The organism is Denitrobacterium detoxificans (genome assembly GCF_001643775.1).
Lineage (GTDB): Bacteria > Actinomycetota > Coriobacteriia > Coriobacteriales > Eggerthellaceae > Denitrobacterium > Denitrobacterium detoxificans.
Genome location: NZ_CP011402.1, coordinates 1,051,029 through 1,071,861, shown reverse-complemented (window position 1 = coordinate 1,071,861; position 20,833 = coordinate 1,051,029). Strand labels below are relative to the sequence as shown.

Genomic DNA, 20,833 nt, shown 5'->3' with positions numbered 1-20,833 from the left:
CTACTTGCGGAACGCGTTCTTTACAGCAGCGATAGCCTTGCGAGGCATAACGATACGACCAGCATGCGCGAGCTTCGTACCCAAACGCATGGTGGGAGAATCCTTCATGTCGGCAAGAGCCTGCTCGTCGAGACGCAGCACGTAATCCTTGTACAGCATGCGATCTTCCAGGAACTCCTCGACGCCACCCTTTGCCAAGAGCTCGTACACGCGGTGATCGCGAGGCCTATGCCAGCAATACTCGTTACCCAGGCGCTCCAGGCACGCGCGCACGGCGGGAAGCTCCTCGTCGATGCAAGCGTGAAGTTCTTCCAGGTTCTCGGTATGCACGATATCCCACGCGAACGCGCTAGCCAGCACGTTGGAAAGCGAAACGGCATAGCGCTCGTCGCCCACCGCTTCAATGCCCTTCAAGATGGAAGGCGTAACGCGACGACGCGATGCGCTGCGCTCGCTGCGAAGCTGATGCTGCTCGTCGAGCTCGAGGTAGAACAGCGGCCACTCGATGAAGCGGTCGGCGTTCGACATGCAGTTGAAGGCGCCGTAGGCAATGGACGCGGCAGCAATGGTTGCACGCATGCCAAACGACGCATCGCCCATGACGTCGCAAGAATCAAAGGAAAGGCCCTGTTCGCGAATGAAGTCATTGCGATAGATGCGAGCATATTCGTTTGCATGCGCCACGTCGAAGGCAAAACCGGAAATGGATTCGGCGCCCGCCGGAAGCATAGCTGCAACGAATTCCTCGGTCTGAACGGTAACAGCATCAAGCGCATTGGCCGCACGCAGTGCGTCCACGACATAGCGCATATCGTTGTCGAGCAGCGCGATGTCGGACGATCCCTCGGCCACCAACTCGATAAAGGAAGAGAGGCGGGCATCAACGCTCATGGACGGGTCGATGACCATACTGTAACGCCCCTTGGATGCCTTCAATGCGGCATTGAGGCCCTGCGGCACCGATTCAAACGCACCATCGAGCATGCGCACATTTGCGTGCGTATTGCACACGCGCTTGCAAATCATGGGGCTGGAATCGTGAGAGCCGCAATCAACGCAGATCACCTCGTGCTCAACTTCGAGCGCATTGAGCGAAGAAAGGCACTCGGCCATGGTGCGGCGATTGTCGAGCACGGGAACCAGGAAGGAAACAACGGGCTGTTCTTCGGAAGCTTCCGGTTCAGCGTTGTCCTGCGCGTGCGCAGCCGCCAGGAACGAGTTGTAGAAGTCGATATCGCTTGCGGCGAAGCACTTACTGGAAAGAACGAGGTCCTTGTCCATATCCTCGAGCATCTCGAGAACGAGGGCATGCACTTCGGGGTCGGTCTCGGAAAAGCCGCACTCCCCCAGCACGAAGTTGATGTAGCTGAATTCGCGCACGTACAGAGCTTCCCAGATCTTCGCAGAGGCATTGCGACGACGAAGCACCTCGCGCATCTCACGCGTACGGTCGAACGGAATGTGAAAGTCCTTCAGGAAGCTCGAAGAGCTCATGTTCGTCTGACGATAGTAATAGTAGTTCTTGGGAACCCAAACGATGCGCTTGGCTGCAACCAGGGTTTCTTGCATAAACGGGTTATCGGCCCAACCGGCGCCATTGGGCTCCATGAATCGAATGCCCTCGGATTCCAGGAAGGAACGACGATAGATGGCCGTCCAGATGCAAGGATGCGACGAAGACAGACCCGGATGATCATCGATGGTAAGCGCGGTGGGAACCTTGGGCATGAACTCGGTAAGCGCAGAGGTGGTTACCGCATCGCCATAGCCATTGCGGCCATCGTAGAACTGCACGTACGAACCCTTGACGATATCGGCGGGCTTGCCACCAAAATCCTGGTACGACAGAAGGTCTTCGTACATATGCTCGTCGATGAAGTCGTCGGGCTCAACGATGCCGATGAATTCGCCCGTAGCGTGATCGAGGCCATAGTTGAGCGAATGACCATAGCCGCCATTGGGCTTGTCGAGCACCTTGAAGCGGCTATCAGCCGCAGCGTACTCGTTCATAACCGCAAGGGAATCATCCTTGCTGCCGTCGTTGATGCAAAGCACCTCGATATCCTGAAGCGTCTGCGCTTTGATGCTATCAAGGCACTGCCTCAGATAGGGAATCGCGTTGTAGACGGGGATGAGAATGGATACTTTGGGCATGCACGCCTCCTGCAATCAGCCAATAAAAAAGCAGGTCGCAGCTGAGCCGCGACCTGCGTTATTTTGGTGCCCCCAACGAGAATCGAACTCGTGTCTCAGCCTTGAAAGGGCCGCGTCCTGACCGCTAGACTATGGGGACGATCATGCGCTTCCGTGAAGCAGCTAGGCTATTATGGCAAAGCACCGCAGCCGACGCAAGGGCCAATTTTGCGACAAAGGCGCCGTTCACACGATGTCCACGATTTGCCCCTACCCCCTCGTGTCGTAGCGCTCCTTCACGATGTACAGGGGCCTACGCTTCTGCTCGATATAGCTTCGTGCCTGATAATCGCCCATCACGCCCAGCACCAAAAGCTGGAGGCCGCCAAAGAGGAGGACGAGACACACGAGCGTGGGATAGCCGGGGATGGCAATGCCCATGATGAGGTAATCGACGATGAGAACATAGAGCAAGTAGAGCGTAGCCACCAAGCTGGAAACGAAGCCTATATACTTCGCCACCTTCAGGGGCCATGTGGTGAAGGCGATGATTCCCGAGAAGGCATACTTGAAGAGCTTGCGCGTAGACCAGCTTGACTCCCCCGCCAGGCGCTCGTCGGGCGTGTAGGGAACGGCATGCGTATTGAAGCCCACCCAGGCGAAAAGCCCCTTGCTAAAGCGGTAGTACTCGGGCATGGAAACAAGGGCGTCGGCCACGGTACGCCGGAACACCCGAAAGTCGCTCATGTTCTCGGGCATCTCGATTTCGTCGGACGCCACGTTGAACGTGCGGTAGAAACGACGCTTCAACCAGGCCTGAACCTTGTTCTCGCGTCGCGTTTCCTGATACGCCGCCACAACGTCGCATTCTTCGTGCTCCATCAGATACTGGTACATGCTGAACGCCAAGGCGGGATCCTGCTGCAGGTCGGCATCGATAAGGCACACGCAAGAACCCTGCGATTCCTTCATGCCGCAGAAGATTGCACTCTCCTTGCCGAAGTTGCGCGAAAACCCAATGGCACGAAGCGCGTGGGCGCCGGCGTCTTCGGAGATAAGGCTCCGGAGCTGCGCCATGGTGCCGTCGGAGCTGCCGTCGTTTACGTAGACGATCTCATACGATACGCCCGAGCCATCGAATACGTCCTTCACGCGCTCGAAAAACGCATGGACGTTCTTTTCCTCGTTATGGCAGGGAACAACCAGGGATAGGTCGAAGGCCTGGGGTAATGGCGCTACGCGCGAAGAGTCTACAGTCATGGGCAATCTTTACAGACGATGTGTATCGGACACACCCAGTGTAGCGCATGGTAAGATTTTCCAGAACCTGAACAAGAAGGAGATACGTTAGGCACATGACGTACGCGCAAGCCCCCGACATTATCTACCATGCCGACGATTACGGCATCACCCCAGCTCAATCGGAACTCATTCTTTCCTACGCGAAGGCATGCGGCGGCACGGGAGCACTCAACAGCGTTTCGGTCATGGTCAACGCACCCAGTTTCAGCGAGTCCATTCCCCTGCTCCAGAAGCAACAGGAGAACATCCTCGCGAGCCTGCACGTAAACGTGGTGGAGGGCCCCTGCTGCGCGGACCCCAAGAGCATTCCGCTTCTCGTAGACGACAAGGGCATATTCCGCCAGAGCTTCGCTTCGATGCTCAAACTCTCGTTCAGCTCCCAGAAAGCCAAACTCACCAACCAGCTATCCACGGAAATCGGCGCCCAGCTCGACCGTCATCTGGCAGCACTGCCCCATGCGAAGGACGCGCTGCGCATCGATAGTCACCAGCACTTTCACCTTATTCCCGCCGTATTCGACGCGCTGCTTCGTGCCGTCGAGTCGCGCGGATGCACCATCGCGTTCCTACGCATCCCCGCCGAGCCAGTGCTCCCCTTCCTGAAAACGCCCCGTGTATGGCTGCGCATTCCCGCCATCAATTGGGTCAAGCACTGGCTACTCAATTTCCTTTGGCGCATGGACAAGAAGAACCTTCCCAATTACCAGGACATATCCGCCATTTTCTGTGGCATCAACTTCAGCGGGCACATGACGCCCGAACGCGTTGCGGCGGTTCTGCCCGCCTTCAAGGCGTACGCCAGAAAAAGGAACATGCCGCTCGAGCTGCTCTTCCACCCGGGCGCGGTTCCCCAAGAAGACGCGCTCAACCCGAAGCTCACGGGCTTCGTGGAGTTCTACACCTCCCCGTTGCGGGGAATCGAAGGAGAAGCGCTGCGTTCACTGTAACGCCATACCGCGCCTATATACTAGTCCGCTGGTACATACGCATCGCATCGTGTTCGCATGCCGAACTCATCCACGCCGATGTTTCGCGTATAAAGCGCATAGTAGATAGATTCAAGGAATAATCCCATATGACATCATTTAACGAATTGGGCCTGAGCGAACTGGGCCTCGCGGCCGTCGACGCTCTTGGCTACAATGAGCCCACGCCCGTGCAGCAGCAGGCCATTCCCGCGATCCTGCAAGGACGCGATGTTATCGCTGCCGCAAAGACCGGTACGGGCAAAACGGCGGCATTCAGCCTGCCCTCTATGGACAAGATCGGCCATGCCCGTCACGGCCAGGGCCCGCTCATGCTCGTCATCACGCCTACCCGCGAGCTCGCCATGCAGATCCGCGAAGTGTGCACCACCATCGCCACCAAGACGCACCATCATGTCACCTGCGTCGTAGGCGGCCTTTCCTATGGCCCCCAAATTGACGCGCTCTCGCGCGGCACCGACGTGCTCATCGCCACGCCCGGCCGCCTGGTCGACCTGATCAACCAGGGCGCCGCCGACCTGAGCCAGGTGGAAACCGTGGTGCTCGACGAAGCCGACCGCATGCTTGACATGGGCTTTCTGCCGGACATGAAGCGCATCATCAAACAGTGCCCCGTCGACCGCCAGACGCTGCTCTTCTCGGCCACCATCGATTCGGCCATCCAGAAGAACATGAAGAACCTGCTGAAGGACCCCGTTTTCGTCGAGATTGCCCATAAGGGCGAAACCGCCGACACCATCGAACAGTACGTCATCCACGTAGACCAGCGCGCAAAGATCGACCTGCTTATCTCGTTGCTGAACGAACGCGGCGGCACGCGCATCATCGTATTCGCACGTACGCGTCATCGCGTGGACAACACGGTCAAGAAGCTGCGTCGTGCTGGATTCAAGTGCGCGCCCATCCATTCCGACCGCAGTCAGAACCAGCGCAAGCGTGCGCTCGATGACTTCGCTGCAGGCAAGATCGACATCATCGTCGCCACCGACGTGCTCGCACGCGGCATCGACGTATCCGATGTGTACTACGTCGTAAATCTGGACATGCCCATGCAAGCCGAAGACTACGTCCACCGCATTGGCCGTACGGGCCGCGCGGGCGAAAAGGGCTTTGCCGTTTCGTTCATCTCGCCCGACACCAAGAAGCTGCTGCGCGCCGTGGAAAAGCTCATCGGCATCAGCATTCCCACCATGGAGGTAAAGTCGTTCGACGCTTCCGCAAGCGAAGCAGCACTTGCCGACAAGGCCACGCGCAAGGCAGCCAAGGAAGACCCCGAGCTCGCTGCCGCGGCAAAGGAAGACAAGTCGCGCAAGAAGTCGAAGGCAAAGCGCGAACGCAAGCGCAACGAGGAAGCTCCCTCGCCTCACAAGACGCGTGGCACCGCCAAGAAGCAGGGCAAGAAGAACCAGAAGGCTGCACAGGCAGCCCAGAAGAACGGCCACAAGAGCGCCGAAGAGCCCGCACGCAAGAAGAACCGCAACGCAGCCCCCAAGGGCCGAAACGGCAAGGGCGATTTCCGCTCGGGCAAGCCCCAGGCCAAGGGTTCGAAAAACGACTTCCGCCCCGGCAGGGCGCAACGTCGGACCAGGGCCAAGCAGCACTCCAAGAGCGCACGCTAGCCATTAGGTCATCGTGAGAGGCGGTTTTCACCGCCTCTCTTTTTCCCACCTACCACCAACTTGCAGAAAAGTTCCGCTGAGCGAAAGCGCGCCCCCTTGCATGGGGGCTTTGCTATCGTTTTCACAGAGAGAGGAAAAGGAGCACGTTATGAGAATCGCGGTTGCGAGTAACGGCCTGGACGTTGCGGAGAACTTCCCCCAGTGCCTGAATTTCAATTACTACACCACGAAGAGCTACGAAATAGCTGAATCTCAAAACATACCCGCTCAGGGGCTCACGGGGGAAGAGTACGCCAATCTCATGGAACGCATCGACGTCGACACGTTCATCTGCCATTCCATCGCTCCCGCGCACAAATCGGCATTCGAGGATCGCGGCATAGAAGTCGTTAGCGGGGCAAGCGGACGTGCCATGCAGGTAGCCGAATCGTACGTTCAGAAGAAGGCAGAAGAGCTGGAAAACGAAGAGGCTCAAGAAGACGACGAATGGCAAGGCCTCCCCTGACGCCAAAACGCTTGGCCGAGCCAACATCGCACATGGGGGATACAACGCATGAGGCAAAACAAAAAGGGATTGGCAAATGCCAATCCCTTTTATCATGCTATGCAGCCGGATTTACAGAGCCTTCTTGGCAACTTCCGTAAGAGCGGCGAACGCAGGAGCATCGTTTACGGCCATGTCGGCGAGAACCTTGCGGTCGAGCTCGACGCCAGCCTTCTTCAGGCCATTCATGAACGTGGAGTAGCTCATGCCATTGATGCGAGCGGCAGCGTTGATACGCGTAATCCAAAGACGACGAATCTCACGCTTCTTGTTGCGGCGATCGCGGTACTGGTACTGCAGCGAGTGCTGGACCTGTTCCTTCGCAGCGCGATAGGAACGAGACTTTGCGCCATAGTAACCCTTGGCACGATTAAGGACGGTGCGGCGCTTCTTATGAGCGTTAACGGCACGCTTTACACGAGGCATTTCAATCCTCCCTTACTTACTATCGACGGCCAAGATTGCGAGCGACGACCTTCTGGTCAGCCTTGGCAATCTCGGTTTCGTGGCGGAAATTACGCTTGCGCTTCTGGCTCTTCTTGGTGAGAATGTGGCTCTTGTAAGCCTTGGAGCGCATGATCTTGCCAGAACCGGTAACGCGGAAACGCTTAGCGGTGCCGCGATGAGTCTTCATCTTGGGCATGTTACTCCCCTTCCTTTTCTTCGACGTTCTTCCTATTACGCTTACCAGCAGCGGCCTTCTTGTTCTTGGCCGTGCCAGGCAAAGGCGAAATAACCATGTGCATATTGCGGCCTTCCATCTTGGGCTGGCTTTCAATTGCCGCAATATCCTTCAAATCATCAGCCAGGCGTTCCAGAATGCTCAGACCCTGTTCCGGATGAGCCATTTCGCGGCCGCGGAACATGATCGTGATCTTGACCTTGTTGCCCGCCTCGAGGAAGCGAATGACGTGCTTCTTCTTGGTGGTGTAGTCGCCCACATCGATCTTGGGACGAAACTTCATTTCCTTGGTTTCGATCTTGCTCTGGTTCTTGCGAGCCTGCTTGGCCTTGATAGCCTGTTCGTACTTGAACTTCCCGTAATCCATTACGCGGCATACGGGCGGATTCGCATTCGGAGCAATTTCAACGAGGTCGAGGCCAGCGTTATCGGCAACATGCTGAGCTTCCTCGACGGCGCAAATGCCCATCTGCTCTCCGTCATAGCCAATGAGACGCACTTCACGTGCGGTGATGGACTCATTGAGCCGTGGTTCCTGTGCAGCTATCGCAAACACCCCCTTCAAGGTATCGTTGCTATCTAATAAAAAACCCATGGCATCGAGCCATGGGACACACAACAAAATACGCCTAACAGCATATATTCGCATGACCCATCAGCAACCGAAGCGCCGAAACAGGTGGGGCTACAACGCCCTCTTGAATGACAGCTTGCTTATCCTACCACGTCGTATCCTGCGATATGCACGAAAAGGATTCGCGGCACGCATTCTACACAAGGGAAAAGCAACGTGCTACTTCTCTTCCCCAGACTCCGGGTCTTCCGGGATCTGCTCGCCACGCCCATAGCCCGAAGGCATACGCGGGCCTTCCTTGCCCTTATGCTCGTAGTAATGGCGCAAAACGGGCTTGAACAGCTTGAACTTCCAAATGACAACGGCAAGCGCCGCAGCCAGAACCCCAAGAATGACCCAACGTTCCGAACCAGTGAACTGGCCAATGGAAATGCCAATGGCGCCAAGCACGCCCGAGCAGCAATACAAAATGATGACCGCCTTGCGCTGGCTGAACCCAGCGTCAAGCAGGCGATGGTGCACGTGGCCGAGATCGGCCTCATCGATATGCTTGTGAGCAACCTTGCGACGCACGATAGCCGAAAGCGTGTCTATAACGGGAACGCCGGCAATGACCAGCGGAACGAGCATGAGCACCAAGCTGGACATGCGCACGACGCCCATAATAGAAACGATACCAACGATTAGGCCCAGAAAGAGTGAGCCCGAATCGCCCATGAATACGGTAGCCGGATAGAAGTTGAAACGAAGGAATGCCAGGCAGGCGCCAATAAGCGCAAGGCACATGCCCGTAAGCGTGAACGAACCCTGCGCGGCAACGAGCACCATAAGACATGCGGTAACGATGGCAACGATACCCGCGGCAAGGCCATCCAATCCGTCGATGAGATTAGTGATGTTCACGAACCCAAGCAAGTAAATGACGGTAATGGGCATATCGGCCCAATGCAGGAAGATAAGCCTATGACCTTCCGCATCGATGGGAGAGCCAATGGCGTCGATGGAAATGCCCGCAGCGTAAATGAGGCAGCAGGCCACAATCTGACCAGCAAACTTGATCTTGGCGTTGATCTGACGAACGTCATCGACCAGACCCAAGGCGAACATGAACGTAATGCCGCACACCAGAAGCGGCGGATTCACATTTCGCTCCATGATGATGTCGAGCCAACTATGACCGCAGGTAAACGACTGAACGTACATGACCAGAAGACCGGCCAGGAAGCCAACGTAGAGCGCAATGCCACCACAGCGAGGAATGGGCGTGGTGTTGACACGACGATTGCTGGGATAGTCGATGGCGCCAATGCGCAGCGCGATGCGCTTGGATACGGGCACCATGATATACGTGACCACGAAAGCCACCAGCAAAACAATGCCCAACTGAAGAAAATCCAACGCTAGTCCTCGTGCCGCCCTACAGTATCGCGCCCATATCTAGTATGGGCGCACAATCGATGAATTATAGCTCTTTCGTTCTACCAGAAATCAAACCGCATCTAAGAAGCAGAAATGTAGATGGTAATCTGGCGAACGGTATCGGCGAGATTGCCACTTGCGTTAGCAGCCGTGTAATCGTACGAAAGCACCGACGACCAATTGTACGTGGCGCTTCCCACGGTAGACGTGCCGTCGAACGAGCACTTTTCGAACACGCGCGTAGTGCCGTCAGTGGCATACGTAGTGTATTGCGAGGCATCGGGCAGCGTAACGGAACCGTCGGCAACGTTCAGACCAGCCTCGTTGAGTGTCTTCTCGATAACGTGCTCGTTGCTAACCGCATCGCTGAAACTCAGATCGCCATAGCCAAGGCTTGCCGTAGCAGCCGTATAGCCAGCACGCACGACCGTACCTTCCTCGGTAACGCTCAAGTACACCGTGGGAGTACCCGATTTGGAATCGGCGGGCTCGTCGGTGAGCATGACGGTAAGGTTGGCGGTAACGGGGTTGCCCTCTTCGCTTACAGGAGCGGTAAGCGTGATGGTAGCGCCATGACCCAGCTTGGCAATAGCCTCGTCTTGGGAAAGACCAAGCACGCCCACCAGATCGGGAACATCGGTGACCTTGGAGTTGCCAGAAGACGCATCCTTGCCATTCGAATTATTCGAGGACTGCAGAACATCGGTAGTGGCACTGGTGCCCTGCTGCACGTTGATGTCGCTAATGGTGGTAACGGCCTGGTACGCCCAATAGGCCATTGCGCCCAAAAGGGCAATGAGAACGATGAGCACGAAGACAAGCACGCGACGCTGACGACGCGACTTGCGCTGATGCTCGGGCATGGCAGCCAAGCGCTCCTTGCGCGTGGGCTTCGCCTTGCCATGGCGACCATGTTTGCCGCGCGCCGGCGCAGCGGCGGCTTCGTCTACCACATCGGCACGCACGGTGTGCATCTTATCGCCGTATTCGTAGTAATCGCGCTGGGCATCATCGACGATGCTATCGGCGGATCCACCCAGGAATTCCTCGCCGTTTTCCGCGGGATCCCACAGGTGATCGGCATCGAAAGGCAGGCCATCGACGCCATCGTCGCCATTGGAACGCGAACGATCATCCTCTACGCCAAACGAGTGAGGCGTCGGGAACGCAGACTCGGCTTGAGCGTCATCTTCATTAGAGGGAAACGAGCCTTCGGACCAATCGCTTGCGCTCGATTCGTCTTCCAGTTCCGCTTCTTCCCCATCGGACGGAGCCTCTTCCTGGGCTTCCTCCGCGGCGACATCGGTATCGGCTACCTGCTCGACTGGCTCGCGTTCGGCTTCGCCATCCTGCTGGTTTTCCTCTTCTACGGAATCGATAATCTCTTCGCTTTCGCTAGCACCATGCGTGTTTTGATCGGACATCTGGCGCATCCACCTTTCAAGCGTGTACGGGCGTTGCTATGCGGAATGAGTGAGCATCCAATAGGCCACGGCACCCACGACCATGAGGACGCCGACAACGATAATAATGACGCGCATGCGCGCAAAGGGAGTTGCAGCATGCAGGTCGTCTTCGGACGTGATATATGCCTCGCGTTCGCGAATGGCCTTGTTCTTCAAATGACGGGCATATGCCCTGCGATCTTCTTCCGAGGCGTTCTGAAGCATTTCGACAAGCTCGTCGCTTTCCCCAGATTCACTAGCCGCACGAGAAGCATGCGTGGCTTCCGGCTCCTGGGAAACTGCGGTGGTTCCGGCGCGACCCACAGGCACGGCACCCGCCTGAACGACCACGTCGTCCGCTTCGTCACTGCTAACCGTTATGAGGCTGAACGCTTTATCTTCCGACATGGTTTCCACCTTCTTTCCCATCAGCCAATTAATTATAAAGTATGCCGCCAAGCAGCCCTAACCGTCCAGATAATATCCATTGGAGCTTATCATCTGTTCGGATACAATACCGAATCGAAACGCATTAGCATAGACGAGAGGACGTTAGATGCTAGAACTCAAGAACGTGGTATTTGAGGTACCCGTATCCGAGGGGTCGAGGGAGACCAAGCGTATCATCGACGACCTGAGCCTTCGTATCGATGACGACAAGTTCGTCGTCATCACCGGTCCGAACGGCGGCGGCAAGAGCACGCTGGCAAAGCTCATCATGGGCATCGAACAGCCCACGAGCGGCCAAATCCTGTTCAACGGAGAAGACATCACTCACGCGAGCATCAGCGATCGCGCCAAGCTGGGAATCGGCTATGGCTTCCAGCAACCGCCCCGCTTCAAGGGCATGAAGGTAAAGAAGCTACTGGAAATCGCCGCTGGCGAGCGCCTGCCCATGTTCGCATGCAACGAGTACCTGGCGAAGGTCGGCCTGTGCAGCGCCGACTGGCTCACACGCGAGGTGGACAAGAACCTTTCGGGTGGCGAGGTGAAGCGCATCGAAATCGCCACGCTGCTGGCGCGCAATCCCAAGCTCGCCATCTATGACGAACCCGAAGCGGGCATCGACCTGTGGAGCTTCGATCGCCTTACCGGCACGTTCCGCGACATCCACGAAGCGCGCGAAGGCCACACCATCATGATCATCAGCCACCAGGAGCGCATCATCCAGCTGGCCGATGAAGTCGTGCTGCTGAAGAAGGGCAAGATCGACAAGCGCGGAACGCTCGAAGAAGTCATGCCCCATCTGAACCTGGCGCATCGCACCAACCCCAACGAAGCCTGCACGTTCACCACGCCCACCAACATCAACACGGGCGACATCAACACCAACTGCTAGGAGGCACCAACCATGGCAGTAGACCTTTCCCCCATCGACGAAAACCTGCTTGCGACCATTTCCGGTCTGCACGGCATGCCCAACGGCGCTTTCAACATTAGGCGTAACGGCGAACTCGTAGAACGCCACAGCAGCGCGTTCATCGAAATCGCCACCAAGGAAGGCGTTCCCGGCATCGACATCAAGATCAAGCCCGGCACGCGCGGCGAAACCGTATACATCCCCGTCATCGTTACGCAGGCTGGCGTAAAGGACGTCGTATACAACACGTTCTACGTAGGCGAAGGCAGCGACGTCACCATCGTTGCGGGCTGCGGCATCCACAACGCCGCTCACGAGCAGAGCCAGCACGACGGCATCCACGAGTTCTTTATCGGCAAGGGCGCACGCGTAAAGTACACGGAAGCGCACTATGGCGAAGGCCCCGCGAATGGCACGCGCATCCTGAACCCCGTCACGAAGGTTCACATGGCGGAAAACTCGTTCTGCGAAATGGACCTCTCGCAGCTGGAAGGCGTTACGAGCACCAAGCGCGAAACGGAAGCCGACCTGGCCGAAGGCGCAAAGATGATCATCACCGAAAAGCTTATGACGCACGACGAGCAGTTCGCGGAAAGCAACATGCTCTTCCAGCTGAATGGCGACGACAGCAGCGTGCAGGTGGTAAGCCGCAGCGTTGCGAAGGACGAATCCCGTCAGGTATTCAGCCCGCTCGTCGTGGGCAATGCCGCATGCCGCGGCCACGTGCAATGCGACTCCATCCTCATTGGCAATGGCAAGGTGAAATCCGTTCCCGCCATCGAGGCAAATTGCGAAGACGCCATCCTCATGCACGAAGCGGCCATCGGCAAGATCGCCGGCGACCAGATCATCAAACTGCAGACGCTGGGCCTTACCGAAGAGGAAGCAGAGCAGGAGATTCTCGACGACTTCCTGAGCTAACCGCCTTAGGCACAGCAAGCAAGCCACATGAAAGGGGCGCCCGAATCATCGGGCGCCCCTCGTGCATTCTATGGTGTCCCCTGCAGAATTCGAATCTGCGTTTCCGACCTGAGAAGCCGGTGTCCTTGGCCGCTAGACGAAGAGGGCAGGTAATCGCTGGGTTGCCAGCGCGGATTATCCTATCATGCGCAGATGGTAAGGCTCAGCGAACAATGGCTAGCGCGCAATATCGCCAAGAACATCTACAACAGCTGTGGTAAATGCATCAATTTCCTCTTCCGTATGGGCAACGCTCAGGAACAACGCCTCGAACTGACTCGGCGCAATCAGGTACCCCCTGTCGAGCATGCCGCGGAAGTAGCGCGCAAACATTTGCGTATCGCAGGCAGCGGCATCGTCCCAATTGCGCACAGGGCCATCGGTGAAGAACAACGTGCACAGAGAGCCAACGCGATTCACGCAAGCACGCGTGGAAGTACGCTCGATGGCTTCGTTCAAGCCCGCCTCCAGACGAGCACCCAGCTCTTCGAGACGCTCGTACACGCCCGGCTTCTGAAGCTCGCGCAGCTGCGCAAGACCCGCCTGCATCGCCACGGGATTGCCCGAAAGCGTTCCCGCCTGGTACACGGGACCCTCGGGAGCAAGCGCCGACATGACGTCGGCACGACCCGCAAAGCAACCCACGGGGAAGCCACCACCGATGATCTTGCCAAACGTGCACAAATCGGGAAGCACGCCATAGCGTTCCTGAGCACCGCCCAGAGCGGCGCGAAAGCCGCTGATGACCTCGTCGAAGATGAGCAGCGCGCCATACCGCGTGCACAGCTCGCGCAAACCGGCAAGGAAGCCATCAGCAGGAGCGACAACGCCCATATTGCCGGCAATCGGCTCGACGATAACGCAGGCGATGGAATCAGGCTGCGCCTGGAACGCCTTCTCAACAGCCTCGAGGTCGTTGTACGGCAGCACGATGGTATCGGCTACGGCGCCATCGGTTACGCCTGGCGTACCGGGAATGCCAAACGTGGCAACGCCACTGCCAGCCGAAACCAAGAGAGCGTCGGAGTGCCCGTGGTAGTTGCCCTCGAATTTGATGAACTTGGGACGGCCCGTAAAGCCACGTGCCAAGCGAATGGCGCTCATGGTCGCCTCGGTGCCGCTGGAAACCATGCGCGCCTTCTCGGCAGAGGGAACGATGCGGCATATCTCCTGGGCCATTTCGATTTCCGCCTCACACGGAGCACCGTAGCTCACGCCCTTGTCGAGCTGCGCACGCACGGCAGCGTCGACGGCGGCAGGGCGATGCCCAAGAATCATGGGGCCCCAGCTGCAGATGAAGTCAACGTACTCGTTGCCATCGACATCCCAGACATGGCTCCCCTGCGCATGGTCGTAGAAGACCGGGCTGCAATCGACGTTGGCGAATGCGCGCACCGGAGAGTTGACGCCACCCGGAATGGAAGCGCAAGCCTTCTGGAAATCTTGTTCGGAAACGCTGTGTTTCATCTTCTTGCTCCTTGAACGCGCAGATGACTACGCGAAATACGTCATCGAAACCTTCTTGAACTCATGCGTGGTGGTAAGCGCGAAATGAGCCCTGCACGGCACCTGAGCCTCCTCGAGCGCGCGAGACAGCTCGGCAATGTTCTCGCTCATTTCCTCTTCGCTTTGCGCATGCGTCATAGCATACATATTCGCAGGCCACGTTTCCATGCGAGGACGCGCATAACAATGGCTCACAAACGACTTCGCCGCGAAGAGCGCGCCCGCCTCCTCAACATGCTCATCGGGAATGTCCCACACTGTCATACTGTTGAATGCGTATCCGATGCGCTGGTGGCGCACCATGGCGCCAAATCGGCGAATGACGCCAAGCGTCTTCAGGTCGCGAATGCGCGTGACGACGTCTTCTGCCGAAACGCTTTCGTTTACCTGGGCCGAAATAACGCGCGCACCCTCGTCGAAGGGACGCACGACCAGTTCGCCCTGTGCATCGCGCGCAACGTCTCCCTGTGCCCAGCGTACGAGGGCAACGTCAAACGCGCTCTCCGCGCTAAAGGGCGCGATGCCTTCCGCGGACTGAGCCGAGGAAGCACGCTTCGCGCGCGCACGATGCCCCGAGCCAAAGTCGACGCGAATCTTGAACATGCGCGAAGCGGGCATGTCGAGCAAATCGTCGCAGCCCGTCTTCTGCCTGATTTCGGAAAGAATGCGCTCCTTTTCCTCAACCGAGCGCGTGATAAGCGTGAACCACAGGTTGTACCTGTTCGCGCGGCCATAGTTATGCGTAACGCCAGGATAGGCGCTCACGATGCCGGCGGCGGCAATGAGTTCCTCTTCCCCACCAGGCACCGCAAGGGCGCACAACGTAGATGAATACCCCAGCTTGCGAGAATCGAACGAAGCACCGATGCGCCTCACGCTTCCCTCTGCATACAGTTCGCGAATGGCCGCAAGCACGTCAGCCTCGCTCGTATCCAACTGCGACGCAAGCTCGGCGTAGGGATCACAGCAAATGGGAAAGCCAGACTGGATGATGTCGAGCAGACGATTCTTCAGTTCTTCGCTAGCGGACATCGCCGTCTCCTTCGCACGCAGCGTCAGCGTCGGGGCACAGTGCACCCAGGGCGAACGCCGGCATCTTGAGCGTTCCGTCGTCTTGGCCTTCCTTACGCAGGGAACGAGGAACGTAGCTGCAATACGGCTCTTCCTCCATGTAGTCACCCGTTGCGGAAAGGGCGCGAGCGCGGCATCCGCCGCACACGCCACGATATTCGCACGCGCCGCACTTCCCCTTCAGCTTGCTGAAGTCACGCAGGTCGTTGAAGACAGGGGAATTCGTCCAAATCTCGCTGAACGGCGTCTCCTTAACGTTGCCCAATTGCATATCGAAGTACCCGCACGGCTGCACGTCGCCGACATGGCTGATGAACACGAAGGAGATGCCACCCAGGCAGCCACGCGTCATGGCATTCAGGCCGTATTCCTCCGCCGTGGAGGTGTCACCCTCCTCGCGCAGGCGCTGATGCGATATGCGGTAGTACTGCGGCGCGTCCGTGGGCTTGAAGTGCAAGGGAGAGGTCTTCTGCTTGTAATACGCCCAGGTAAGCACTTCCTCGTACTCCTCCGGCGTAAGCTCTACCTCGCGCAGGCTCTCGCCACGGCCCGTAGGCACAAGCAGGAACGGGTGGAACGCTACCGCGTCCAACCCACGCACCATGTCGTGCATTTCCTCAAGGTATTCGGCGTTCTTCTTCGTAACAGTGGTGTTCACCTGCACGCCAACGCCATGTTCCTGGGCAAGCTTGATGCCGCGCACGGCATCGTCGAAGCTGCCCTGCTGCCCACGGAACGCATCATGGCGCTCGGCATCGGGAAAGTCGAGCGAGATGCTAATGCGGCTAATGTGATGCTCCGCCATCTTCTGCGCGATTTCCGGCGTGATGGTCGTGCCATTCGTGCCGATGACGGGCATGCAGCCCGCCTCGCGCGCGTAGTCCACGATCTCCCAGATGTCGGGCCTCATGAACGGCTCACCGCCGGTAAGGATGAGAATGGGGTTCGTGATGCTGGCGATATTGTCGATGACCGCCTTGCACTCATCAAGCGACAGCTCGCCCGGATAGTAGCCAAACTCCGCCGCGGCCCTGCAATGTTCGCACGATAGATTGCAACTGCGGGTAATCTCCCACGCGATGATGCGCGGAGCCTGAATGCCCGTGCGCTCCTTGTACTGTTTCGCAGCTTCCCCGCCACCAGGCCGATAGCCGCGACCCGCAACGCTCGCGGGATGCAATGCGCCCTTGGGCTTGCCCCCAAGCTTCTTCGTCCATTCGGGACGCTTACCCACCTTGGGAACCCACGAAGGATGCCCGCCCTGGGGCTTCGCCTTCCCCGTGAGCTTGCCCGCAGCCGCGGCCTCGTCGCGCGCGGCGGCAGCCATGCGCTGCAGAGGCGTTAGTTCCATCTGTTGTTCGTTCGTCATTGCATCCCCTACTCGGAAAGCCAACGCGCGGCTTCTTTGGCGTGATAGGTAATGATCATGTCGGCGCCGGCGCGCTTCATGCTCATCAGCAGTTCGAGCACCACGCGCTTCTCATCGATCCACCCCTGCGCAGCAGCCGCCTTCACCATCGAATACTCGCCGCTCACGTTGTAGGCAACCGTGGGAAAGCCCGTTTCGCTCTTCACGCGACGCAGAACATCCAGATACGAAAGCGCAGGCTTCACCATGACCATATCGGCACCCTCGGCGATGTCGTAAAACGCCTCGCGGACACCCTCCTGGGCGTTGGCGGGATCCATCTGGTACGCACGCCTATCGCCAAACGACGGAGAGCTGTCCGCCGCATCGCGGAAGGGCCCGTAGAACGCACTGGCGTACTTCGTCGAATAGCTGAGAATGGGAATGCGCTCGAAGCCGGCTTCGTCGAGAGCAGCGCGGATAGCACCCACGCGACCATCCATCATGTCGGACGGCGCAATCATATGCGCACCAGCACGAGCCATGCTCACCGCCTCGTTGGAAAGCAGCTCGAGCGTGGCATCGTTGTTCACGTAGCCATCCTCATCGAGCTTGCCGCAATGCCCGTGGCTCGTGTACTCGCACATGCAAACATCGCAGATGATGTACATGGAAGGAGCCTCGGCGCGAATGATGCGACACGCCTCCTGCACCACGCCATGCTCATCCCAGGCCGACGAGCCAACCTCGTCCTTGCTTGCCGGAATGCCAAAGAGAAGCACGTAATGAACGCCCAGATCAAGCAACTCGTTCACTTCAGCCATGAGCATATCCAGGGAAACCTGGTACACGCCGGGCATAGAGGGAATCTCGTCCCTGCAACCCGTTCCGGGCTTCACGAACAGCGGATAGATGAAGTCGTCCGCGGAAAGGCCCGTCTCGCGAATCATGGTGCGGGCCAGCTCGCCGTCACGCATGCGACGCGGACGATACGCGGGAAACGATCCATACTGCATGTCTATCATCTTCCTTCGAGGACGGCGCAGCGACGCGCCGTCCATTCAACGTAATTGCTAGTCTTCGTATGCGGGAGCTTCGACGATGCGCTTCTCGGGGTCGTCGGGATGCTTGGCGATTTCCTCGTCGGTAAGGTAGCACGCGGGATCGGAAGCCCACAGGTCGCCCGTTGCGGCTTCGGCGCGCACGCGGAAGTTGCCGCCGCAGACGTCGAGCCAACGGCAGTCAGCGCAACGGCCCTTCACAAAGGGGCGCTTGTCCTTCAGGCGGAACATGAGCTCGCTGCGCTCGTCGGTACGGCTCACGTCGCTCCAGATCTCGCTGAAGGGACGATCCTTCACGTTGCCGAAGCTGTAGTGACGCCAGAACTGGTCGGCGTACACTTCGCCATCCCAGCTAATGCAGCCAATGCCATTGCCCGAGCTGTTGCCCTGGTTCCACTGAAGCAGCTGCATGACCTTTTCGGCACGCTCGGGGTCTTCCTTCAGGAGCTCCATGTATACGAACGGAGCGTCGGCATGGTTGTCTACGGTGAGAATCTCGGGAGTGCCACCCTCGTCGAACCACTGCTTCGTACGGTCCATGATGAGGCGCACGGCCTGACGCGTTTCCTCGTGGTTCAGGTCCTCGTCGATCATTTCGCTACCGCGGCCCGAATACACCAGGTGATAGAAGCAGGCACGGTTGATGCCCTCGCGCTGCATAAGGTCGAAGATATCGTTGATCTCGCGCCAGTTGTGCTTGTTGATGGTAAAGCGCAGGCCAACCTTGATGCCCTCGGCCTGGGCGTTCTTCAGACCCTGCAGGGCGCGGTCGAACGAACCTTGCACGCCGCGGAACTTGTCGTGGGTCTCGGGGTCGCCATCGAAGGAAACGCCCACGTAGGAAAGGCCAACCTCAGCGAACTGCTTGGCCAGCTCGGGCGTGATGAGCGTGCCGTTAGTGGAAATGACCACGCGCATGCCCTTGCTCTTGGCATAGTGCATGAGCTCGAGCAAATCGGGGCGCATCGTGGGCTCGCCACCGCTGAACAGCAGGACGGGAGCGCCGAAAGCAGCCAAATCGTCGATCATGACCTTGGCCTCTTCGGTGGAAAGCTGGTCGTAACGATGGCCATCGGACTGCGCGTAGCAATGCTCGCACTTCAGGTTGCACGTACGGGTGCAGTTCCACACCACGACGGGCTTCTTGTCCTTCGAGAACTGAAGCAAGCCGCTCGGGAGCTCCTTCGACTGACGCTTGTAACGCAGAACGTCGCTGGGCTCAACGGAACCGCAGTAGAGTTTGGAAATGCCGATCACTAGTTGTTCTCCTTCTCGTTAGACAGAACGTCTTCTACCAAATGTGCCAGTGCGGGAATGGTGTAGGTAGGAGCCTCGCACGTGGGCTCCATCCCTTCCTCGCGCATCGTGTTGCTCGTAATGGGGCCAATGCTTGCAAGCTGCACGCCAGAAAGCAAAGCGGGCCACTCGCCCGGCTCGCACGCATCGCGCACCATAGACGCAAAATTGCGTGCGGTGGACGAACTCGTGAACGTAACGGCACTCACTTCTCCCGAGCGCAGGCGTTCGACCAAGTCGCCCGCCTCCTCGTCGTGCGGCATAACGGTGTCGTACACGGGCACGACGCGCACCGTTGCACCAGCCTCGCTCAACGAGGCGGGCAGGACATCGCGCGCAGCGGAAGCGCGCGGAATAAGAATGCTCGCGGATGACAGGTCGCAAGCCTCCGAAAGCGATGCAACAACGCTCTCGGCTACGAAGCGCGGAGGAACGAGGTCGGCATGCAGGCCGCGGGCCTCCAACGCCTGGGCAGTCGCAGGGCCGATGGCGGCAATCTTGCTGCCGGCAAACACACGGGCGTCGCACCCCTGAGCGCAAAGCATATCGAAGAAGCAAGAAACGCCATTCGCGCTGGTGAAAACAACCCAATCAAACGCGCCAGCGGAAAGGTCGGCTATGGCCGACGTCAGCTCGTCGTCCATAGCGCGAGGAGCAATCTCGATCGTGGGGAATTCCACAACGTCGGCACCCAGCACGCTCAGACGACTCGACAGAGCCGAAGCCTGTTCGCGGGAACGAGTGACAACGACCGTCTTCCCAAACAACGGAGCATCCTCGAACCAGGAAAGGTCGTCGCGGAGGGAAACCACGTCGCCGACAACGATGATGGCGGGAGCCTTGAACTGGGCTTCGCGCACCCTCTCGACCACCGTTTCCAGTGTCGCGACAAGCGTCTCCTGACGCGGCGTCGTACCCCAACGAACGAGCGCAACGGGCGTATTCGCGGCACGGCCACCCTCGATGAGCTTGCGCACTATGGTGGGCAAATCGCGAATGCCCATGTAGAAGCACAGTGTGTCGCCGCCCTTTGCCAAAAACTCCCAATTGATGCCCGATTCGTTTTTATCAGGCGTCTCATGGCCCGTGACCAGCGTAACCGACGTGGCAACGCGGCGATGGGTTACGGGAATACCCGCATAGGCTGGTGCCGCAACGCCGGCGGTAACGCCGGGAACCACCTTGAAGGGAATACCTGCCTCGCGCAACGCAAGGCCCTCTTCCCCACCACGGCCGAAGACGAACGGGTCGCCACCCTTCAGGCGGGCAATGACCAAGCCGGGCGCGCTGGCTTCCTGGATGATGCAGGCGTTGATCTCCTCCTGCGTAACATGGGCCGAAAAGCCCTTCTTACCCACGAAGATACGCTTGGCCTGGCGATTAGCGAAGCGCATAACAGCATCGCTCGCAAGGTAATCGTAGATAACGACATCGGCAGCCTGCAGAACCTCGCGCGCCCTGCACGTAAGCAGCCCCGGATCGCCCGGACCCGCGCCGATGAGATATACCAGGGATTCGTTCGCCATG

Annotated in this window: 19 protein-coding genes and 2 tRNA genes; 5 read left to right on the top strand and 16 right to left on the bottom strand. The window is 58.4% G+C overall.

Annotated elements, in window-relative coordinates; genetic code table 11:
* The 3 genes from AAY81_RS04450 to AAY81_RS04440 all read right to left on the bottom strand — a co-directional run bounded on the left by AAY81_RS04450 (window position 1) and on the right by AAY81_RS04440 (window position 3,393).
* Window positions 1-2,154, bottom strand: a complete 2,154-nt coding sequence (locus AAY81_RS04450; protein WP_066661868.1) for a glycosyltransferase — start codon at window positions 2,152-2,154, stop codon at window positions 1-3.
* A 64-nt stretch (window positions 2,155-2,218) separates the two neighbouring features.
* Window positions 2,219-2,293, bottom strand: a tRNA-Glu gene (locus AAY81_RS04445).
* 110 nt (window positions 2,294-2,403) lie between these two features.
* On the bottom strand, window positions 2,404-3,393 hold the full coding sequence (locus AAY81_RS04440; protein WP_066661865.1) for a glycosyltransferase family 2 protein: 990 nt from the start codon (window positions 3,391-3,393) through the stop codon (window positions 2,404-2,406).
* Window positions 3,394-3,488: 95 nt separating this feature from the next.
* Between AAY81_RS04440 and AAY81_RS04435 the strand changes: the two genes are divergently transcribed.
* The 3 genes from AAY81_RS04435 (at window position 3,489) to AAY81_RS04425 (ending at window position 6,545) form a co-directional block, all read left to right on the top strand.
* On the top strand, window positions 3,489-4,382 hold the full coding sequence (locus AAY81_RS04435; protein WP_066661863.1) for a carbohydrate deacetylase: 894 nt from the start codon (window positions 3,489-3,491) through the stop codon (window positions 4,380-4,382).
* A 128-nt stretch (window positions 4,383-4,510) separates the two neighbouring features.
* Window positions 4,511-6,040, top strand: coding sequence for a DEAD/DEAH box helicase (locus tag AAY81_RS04430; protein WP_066661860.1), 1,530 nt, complete (start codon window positions 4,511-4,513; stop codon window positions 6,038-6,040).
* A 148-nt stretch (window positions 6,041-6,188) separates the two neighbouring features.
* Window positions 6,189-6,545 (top strand): NifB/NifX family molybdenum-iron cluster-binding protein, encoded by a 357-nt coding sequence (locus AAY81_RS04425; protein WP_066661859.1) that lies wholly within the window; start codon window positions 6,189-6,191, stop codon window positions 6,543-6,545.
* Between the two features lie 111 nt (window positions 6,546-6,656).
* Here the strand turns inward: AAY81_RS04425 and rplT are convergent, their stop codons facing one another.
* From rplT to AAY81_RS04395, 6 genes are all read right to left on the bottom strand, one after another.
* Window positions 6,657-7,010: a 50S ribosomal protein L20 gene (gene rplT / locus AAY81_RS04420; protein ID WP_066661858.1), complete on the bottom strand. Its 354-nt coding sequence runs from the start codon at window positions 7,008-7,010 to the stop codon at window positions 6,657-6,659.
* Window positions 7,011-7,029: 19 nt separating this feature from the next.
* Complete coding sequence (rpmI, locus tag AAY81_RS04415; protein WP_066661856.1) at window positions 7,030-7,227, bottom strand: 50S ribosomal protein L35; 198 nt, start codon at window positions 7,225-7,227, stop codon at window positions 7,030-7,032.
* Between the two features lies 1 nt (window position 7,228).
* The gene (gene infC / locus AAY81_RS04410; RefSeq protein WP_205630858.1) at window positions 7,229-7,822 is read right to left on the bottom strand and encodes a translation initiation factor IF-3; all 594 of its coding nucleotides are present in this window, start codon (window positions 7,820-7,822) and stop codon (window positions 7,229-7,231) included.
* Between the two features lie 237 nt (window positions 7,823-8,059).
* On the bottom strand, window positions 8,060-9,238 hold the full coding sequence (locus tag AAY81_RS04405; protein WP_066661847.1) for a glycosyltransferase family 4 protein: 1,179 nt from the start codon (window positions 9,236-9,238) through the stop codon (window positions 8,060-8,062).
* Between the two features lie 101 nt (window positions 9,239-9,339).
* Entirely contained in the window at window positions 9,340-10,683 is a 1,344-nt protein-coding gene (locus tag AAY81_RS04400; RefSeq protein ID WP_066661845.1) for a hypothetical protein, read from the bottom strand.
* A gap of 36 nt (window positions 10,684-10,719) precedes the next feature.
* The gene (locus AAY81_RS04395; RefSeq protein WP_066661843.1) at window positions 10,720-11,112 is read right to left on the bottom strand and encodes a hypothetical protein; all 393 of its coding nucleotides are present in this window, start codon (window positions 11,110-11,112) and stop codon (window positions 10,720-10,722) included.
* 148 nt (window positions 11,113-11,260) lie between these two features.
* Here AAY81_RS04395 and AAY81_RS04390 point away from each other — a divergent pair, with 148 nt between their 5' ends.
* Window positions 11,261-12,043 (top strand): ABC transporter ATP-binding protein, encoded by a 783-nt coding sequence (locus tag AAY81_RS04390; RefSeq protein ID WP_066661837.1) that lies wholly within the window; start codon window positions 11,261-11,263, stop codon window positions 12,041-12,043.
* Window positions 12,044-12,055: 12 nt separating this feature from the next.
* Window positions 12,056-12,985 carry a SufB/SufD family protein gene (locus tag AAY81_RS04385; protein ID WP_066661834.1) on the top strand — a complete coding sequence of 310 codons (930 nt, stop codon included), beginning with the start codon at window positions 12,056-12,058 and terminating at the stop codon, window positions 12,983-12,985.
* A 71-nt stretch (window positions 12,986-13,056) separates the two neighbouring features.
* On the opposite strand, the gene AAY81_RS04380 is transcribed toward AAY81_RS04385, so the two are convergent.
* The 7 genes from AAY81_RS04380 to cobA form a co-directional block, all read right to left on the bottom strand.
* Window positions 13,057-13,132, bottom strand: a tRNA-Glu gene (locus AAY81_RS04380).
* Between the two features lie 69 nt (window positions 13,133-13,201).
* Window positions 13,202-14,491, bottom strand: coding sequence for a glutamate-1-semialdehyde 2,1-aminomutase (gene hemL, locus AAY81_RS04375; protein WP_066661832.1), 1,290 nt, complete (start codon window positions 14,489-14,491; stop codon window positions 13,202-13,204).
* 27 nt (window positions 14,492-14,518) lie between these two features.
* Window positions 14,519-15,562, bottom strand: a complete 1,044-nt coding sequence (gene ahbB, locus AAY81_RS04370; protein ID WP_066661829.1) for a siroheme decarboxylase subunit beta — start codon at window positions 15,560-15,562, stop codon at window positions 14,519-14,521.
* Entirely contained in the window at window positions 15,552-16,970 is a 1,419-nt protein-coding gene (locus tag AAY81_RS04365; protein WP_066661828.1) for a radical SAM/SPASM domain-containing protein, read from the bottom strand. Before AAY81_RS04365 ends, ahbB begins: the two co-directional genes overlap by 11 nt.
* A gap of 8 nt (window positions 16,971-16,978) precedes the next feature.
* Window positions 16,979-17,974 (bottom strand): porphobilinogen synthase, encoded by a 996-nt coding sequence (gene hemB / locus AAY81_RS04360; protein ID WP_256210053.1) that lies wholly within the window; start codon window positions 17,972-17,974, stop codon window positions 16,979-16,981.
* Between the two features lie 48 nt (window positions 17,975-18,022).
* Complete coding sequence (gene ahbC, locus AAY81_RS04355) at window positions 18,023-19,267, bottom strand: 12,18-didecarboxysiroheme deacetylase (RefSeq protein WP_066661825.1); 1,245 nt, start codon at window positions 19,265-19,267, stop codon at window positions 18,023-18,025.
* Window positions 19,267-20,832, bottom strand: a complete 1,566-nt coding sequence (gene cobA / locus AAY81_RS04350) for a uroporphyrinogen-III C-methyltransferase (RefSeq protein WP_169815795.1) — start codon at window positions 20,830-20,832, stop codon at window positions 19,267-19,269. Before cobA ends, ahbC begins: the two co-directional genes overlap by 1 nt.
* Window position 20,833: the final 1 nt, after the last annotated feature.